Origin of the sequence: Methylorubrum podarium, assembly GCF_022179745.1 — a bacterium.
GTDB lineage: Bacteria > Pseudomonadota > Alphaproteobacteria > Rhizobiales > Beijerinckiaceae > Methylobacterium > Methylobacterium podarium.
Map to the genome: position 1 here is coordinate 1 of NZ_BPRD01000373.1, position 4,531 is coordinate 4,531.

General features: G+C 67.9%; 4 protein-coding genes. All 4 read right to left on the reverse strand.

Going from position 1 to position 4,531, the window contains the following annotated elements; translation table 11 throughout:
• Window positions 1-2,161 (reverse strand): formate dehydrogenase subunit alpha (gene fdhF / locus MFF42_RS18085; RefSeq protein WP_238256993.1); only part of this gene is annotated, 2,161 nt, incomplete at its 3' end.
• A 12-nt stretch (window positions 2,162-2,173) separates the two neighbouring features.
• The gene (locus MFF42_RS18090; RefSeq protein ID WP_238256994.1) at window positions 2,174-3,733 is read right to left on the reverse strand and encodes a formate dehydrogenase beta subunit; all 1,560 of its coding nucleotides are present in this window, start codon (window positions 3,731-3,733) and stop codon (window positions 2,174-2,176) included.
• A complete protein-coding gene (locus tag MFF42_RS18095) occupies window positions 3,730-4,203 on the reverse strand; it encodes a formate dehydrogenase subunit gamma (protein ID WP_238256995.1) in 474 nt (157 codons plus the stop codon). The genes MFF42_RS18090 and MFF42_RS18095 overlap by 4 nt, the downstream gene beginning before the upstream one ends.
• Window positions 4,204-4,268: 65 nt before the next feature.
• A partial coding sequence (locus MFF42_RS18100; protein ID WP_238256996.1) for a hypothetical protein occupies window positions 4,269-4,531 on the reverse strand: 263 nt, incomplete at its 5' end.

The following is a 4,531-nucleotide window of genomic DNA, read 5'->3' on the forward strand; positions in this document are numbered from 1 at the left end:
CGCCGTAGCCGCCGAGCGGGGACATCACCTTGCGCACGCGGCTGATGCGCCGCTCCGCGTTGGTGAAGGTGCCGTCCTTCTCCAGGAACGAGGCGCCCGGCAGGAAGACGTGGGCGTACTTGGCCGTCTCGTTCAGGAAGATGTCCTGGATCACGATGCACTCCATGGCCTTGAGGCCGGAGGTCACGTGATGGGTGTCGGGGTCGGACTGGGCGATGTCTTCGCCCTGGATGTACATGCCCTTGAACGTGCCGCCGACGGCCTCGTCCAGCATGTTGGTGATGCGCAGGCCCGGCGCGTTGTCGAGCTTGGCCCCCCAGATCGCCTCGAAGCTCTCGCGGGTGGCGTCGTCCGAGACGTGGCGGTAGCCCGGCAGCTCGTGCGGGAACGAGCCCATGTCGCAGGAGCCCTGCACGTTGTTCTGGCCGCGCAGCGGGTTCACGCCGGCACCGACCATGCCGATGTTGCCGGTGGCCATGGCGATGTTGGCCATGCCCATCACCATGGTCGAGCCCTGGCTGTGCTCGGTCACGCCGAGACCGTAGTAGATCGCGGCCTTGCCCCCCGTGGCGTAGAGCCGGGCGGCGGCACGGATCTCCTGCGGATCGACGCCGGTGATCGCCTGCGCGGCCTCCGGAGAGTTGCGCTCCTCGGCGATGAAGCGGGCCCAGGACTCGAACTCGGCGAGGTCGCAGCGCTCGCGCACGTAGTCCTCGGCGACCAGCCCTTCCGTGACGATGACGTGGGCGAAGGCGTTGATGAAGGCGACGTTGGAGCCGGGCTTCAAGGGCAGGTGATGGTCGGCCCGGATGTGGGGCGACTTCACGAGGTCGATCTTGCGAGGGTCGGCGACGATGAGGCGGGCGCCCTCGCGGAGCCGCTTCTTCATCCGCGAGCCGAAGACCGGGTGGCCGTCGGTCGGGTTGGCGCCGATGACGAGGATCACGTCGGATTCCTCGACCGACTTGAAGTCCTGCGTGCCGGCCGAGGTGCCCAGCGTGGACATCAGGCCGTAGCCCGTCGGCGAGTGGCAGACGCGGGCGCAGGTGTCGACGTTGTTGTTGCCGAAGGCGGCGCGCACCAGCTTCTGGACGAGGTAGGCCTCCTCGTTGGTGCAGCGCGACGAGGTGATGCCGCCGACCGAGTCGCGGCCGTACTTCGCCTGGATGCGCTTGAACTCGGAAGCGGCGTGGTTGATCGCCTCCTCCCAGGAGACCTCGCGCCACGGATCCGTGATCTTGGCGCGGATCATCGGCTTGGTGATGCGGTCCTTGTGGGTGGCGTAGCCGTAGGCGAAGCGGCCCTTCACGCAGCTATGGCCCTCGTTCGCCTTGCCGCCCTTGTAGGGCACCATGCGCACGACCTTGTCGCCCTGCATCTCGGCCTTGAAGGCGCAGCCGACGCCGCAATAGGCGCAGGTCGTCACCGCCGCGTGGTCGGGCTGGCCGTACTGGTGGATCGTCTTCTCCTGCAGGGTCGCGGTCGGGCAGGCCTGGACGCAGGCGCCGCAGGACACGCACTCGGACTGCATGAAGTTGGTCGGGCCCGCCGCCACGCGGCTGTCGAAGCCGCGGCCCTCGATGGTCAGCGCGAAGGTGCCCTGCGTCTCCTCGCAGGCGCGGACGCAGCGGTTGCAGACGATGCACTTCGACGGGTCGTAGGTGAAGTAGGGGTTCGACTCGTCCTTCGGCAGGTAGCGGTCGGAGGACGGCTTGACGTGGTTGTCGCCCTCATAGCCGTAGCGGACGTCGCGCAGGCCCACCTGACCGGCCGTGTCCTGCAACTCGCAATCGCCGTTGGCGGCGCAGGTCAGGCAGTCGAGCGGGTGGTCGGAGATGTAGAGCTCCATCACGCCCTTGCGCAGGCGATGCAGCTTGTCCGACTGCGTGTGCACCACCATGCCGTTCTCGGCCGGCGTGGTGCAGGAGGCGGGCGTGCCGCGCCGTCCGTCGATCTCCACGAGGCACATGCGGCAGGAGCCGAAGGGCTCGAGCGAGTCGGTGGCGCAGAGCTTGGGGATCTTGGTCCCCATATGCATCGCCGCGGCCATGACCGAGGTGCCGGCGGGCACCGTCACGCTCTCGCCGTCGATGGTCAGCGTCACCGTCTGCTCGTTGAGACGGATCGGGGTGCCGTAGTCGATTTCCTTGATGAGGGTCATGTGACGGCCTCCTCACTCGGCCGCGACGGGCAGGTCGCCCGCGCGCCGAAAATCCTCGGGGAAGTTCGTGATCGCGCTCATCACGGGCATCGGCGTCAGGCCGCCCATGGCGCAGAGCGAGCCGTCGGTCATGATCTCGCAGAGATCCTCGACGAGCTTGAGATTGGCCTCCGGGCGGATGCCGGAGATGACCTTGTCCATGGTCTCGACGCCGCGGGTGGCGCCGATGCGGCAGGGGGTGCACTTGCCGCAGGATTCGGTGGCGCAGAACTCGAAGGCGAAGCGGGCCTGACGCGCCATGTCCACGGTGTCGTCGAACACGACGATGCCGCCATGGCCGACGAGGCCCTTCTTGGCCGCCATCGCCTCGTAATCGAGGGGGGTGTCGAGGAGCTCGTCCGGAAAGTAGGCCCCGAGCGGGCCGCCGACCTGCACCGCCCGCACCGGACGGCCCGACATCGTGCCACCGCCGAAATCCTCGATGACCTCGCGGATGGTGATGCCGAAGGCGTACTCGATCAGGCCGCCCTGCCGGATGTTGCCGGCGAGCTGGATCGGCAGGGTGCCGAGCGAGCGGCCCATGCCGTACTCGGCATAGGCCTTGGCGCCGTGCTCCATGATCCACGGCACCGCCGTGAAGGTCATGACGTTGTTGACCAGCGTCGGCTTGCCCAGAAAACCCTTCAGCGCCGGGATCGGGGGCTTGGCCCGGACGATGCCGCGCTTGCCCTCGAGGCTCTCCAGGAGCGAGGTTTCCTCGCCGCAGATATAGGCGCCGGCCCCGAGCCGGACTTCCAGATGGAAGTTTTTGCCAGAACCCAGGATGTTGTCGCCGAGCACGCCGGCCTTGACGCCGTTGGCGATGGCGTCGCGCAGGGTCTTGAAGCTCTGCGGATACTCGGAGCGGCAGTAGATGTAGCCCCGCGTCGCGCCGGTCGCGACGGCGGCGATGGTCATGCCCTCGATCAGGTTGAAGGGGTCGCCCTCCATCATGATCCGGTCGGCGAAGGTGCCGGAATCGCCCTCGTCGGCGTTGCAGACCACGTATTTCTGGTCCGACTGGGCCAGCATCACCGTGTTCCACTTGATGCCCGCCGGGAAGCCGGCGCCGCCGCGCCCGCGCAATCCGGAGTCGCGCACCTGGGCGACGACGCCCTCGGCGTCGAGCTTCAGCGCGGCTTCCAGGCCGCGATAGCCGCCATGGGCCCGGTAATCCTCGACGGAGACCGGATCGACCACGCCGCAGCGGTGGAAGGTCAGACGGTGCTGCTTGGCGAGGAAGGGGATCTTCTCGGGGTCTCCGAGGCGCAGCGCGTGCGCGCCGCCCTCGACGAAGCCGGCATCGAGCAGGCTCTCGACGTCGGCCGGCGTGACCGGGCCGTAGGCGATGCGGCCCTCAGGCGTCGCGACCTCGACCATCGGCTCGAGCCAGAGCATGCCGCGGGTGCCGGTGCGGACGATGCGCAGGTCGAGGCCGCGGGCTTCCGCGCCGGCGAAGATCGCGCGGGCGACGCGGTTGGCGCCGAGGCCCAGGGCGACGGCGTCCTGCGGGACGTAGACGGTGATGCTCACGCGCGGGCCTCCTTGAGGGCGGCGTCGAGGGATTCGGCGGAGAGGCGAGCGAGCGGCTCGTCATCGATCAGGGCGGCCGGCGCGTTGGCGCAGAGGCCCAGGCAGTAGACCGGCTCGACGGTGACGCCGTCGGCGCTGGTGCCGTGCCAGTCGCAGCCCATGCGGGAGAGGATCTCGCCGTGGAGCCGGTCGGAGCCCATCGCCTGGCAGGCCTCGGCCCGGCACAGCTTCACGTGGCGGCGTCCGGCCGGCGGCTCGCGGCGGAAGTCGTGATAGAAGGTCAGACAGCCATGCACTTCGGCGCGGGACAGATTGAGCGCGTCGGCGATCATCGGTACCGCCTCGGCGTCGACGTAGCCGAACGTCTCCTGCAGAGCATGCAATATAGGGAGAGTCGCCCCTTCCAGAGATTGAAGCTCGGCGACGATCCCGGCGGCGCGGGAGGCGTTCCAAGGCTCGGCACCAGCCATGTTTTCCTGCCTAACTTGGTTTTGTTCTAAGGCTGGATCCAACCAAAGCCGGCACTAAAGTTCAATCAAGCTGTCTCGTGGTTCGACAAAAATTCTCGATTAAAACGGCGAGTTTGCACTGCATCAACCGTATAACCGGCGACTAAAATTTTTTTGAATCGCCACTCAAGCTTTTCTTGAGAACGGGCGGGGCAGCTGCGTGTCCGCATCCGATTCCCGAGATAAATAAGGGGCTTGCCGGCGATCGGCCGGGGCCGGCGCGCCGTCGTCCGGCGCGGCCCGCCGACGGGGGTCGCCGGCGGGAAATCCGGCGAGGTCGGTGGCCCGG

Coding starts and splice junctions, on each gene's coding strand:
- MFF42_RS18095 (WP_238256995.1), bottom strand. CDS start 4,203: ATGGCTGGTGCCGAGCCTTGGAACGCCTCCCGCGCCGCCGGGATCGTC.